The organism is Terrabacter aerolatus (genome assembly GCF_007991735.1).
Lineage (GTDB): Bacteria > Actinomycetota > Actinomycetes > Actinomycetales > Dermatophilaceae > Terrabacter > Terrabacter aerolatus.
This window is the reverse complement of the sequence record NZ_BJYX01000062.1, coordinates 1-521: the sequence shown is the minus strand read 5'-3', so window position 1 is coordinate 521 and position 521 is coordinate 1. Positions and strand designations below refer to the sequence as shown.

At 69.5% G+C, this 521-nt stretch carries 1 pseudogene; it reads right to left on the bottom strand.

Going from position 1 to position 521, the window contains the following annotated elements:
• A pseudogene (locus tag TAE01_RS21025) lies at positions 1-521 on the bottom strand (transposase); the annotation flags it as partial.

Sequence of the window (521 nt, the reverse complement as noted above, 5' to 3'; positions counted from 1 at the left end):
GACCCGGCGGATCTCTTCCAGCAGCAGCGCATCCCGGTGCTCCCGCGCGGTCGCCTTCCGGTTGACGTGCGCGTAGTACGTCGACGGGGCGATCGGCAGCCCGTGCTCGCTCAGCACGGCGCAGATCGGCTCGACACCCCAACGCAGGCCACCGTGCTCGCGCTCCTCACGGCGGTCGGCGTGCTCGCGGATGAACTCCACGATCAGCGGGAGGGCCGGTCGAGCTCGGCTCCGAAGAAAGCCGCGGCCGCCTTCAGGATCGAGTTCGCCCGGCGCAGCTCGGCGTTCTCTCTCTTGAGCCGTTTGACCTCGGCCGACTCCTCGCTGGTGACGCCCGGCCGGGCACCGTCGTCGATCTGGGCCTGACGCACCCACTTGCGGACCGTCTCTGCGGTGCTGACCCCGAGCAGCTGCGCGACCTTGGTCATCGCCTCCCAGTCCGTGGCGTGATCGGCACGGATCTCCTCGAACATCCGCACCGCCCGAGCCTTCAGCTCAGGCGGGTACCTCCTGGACGTGTT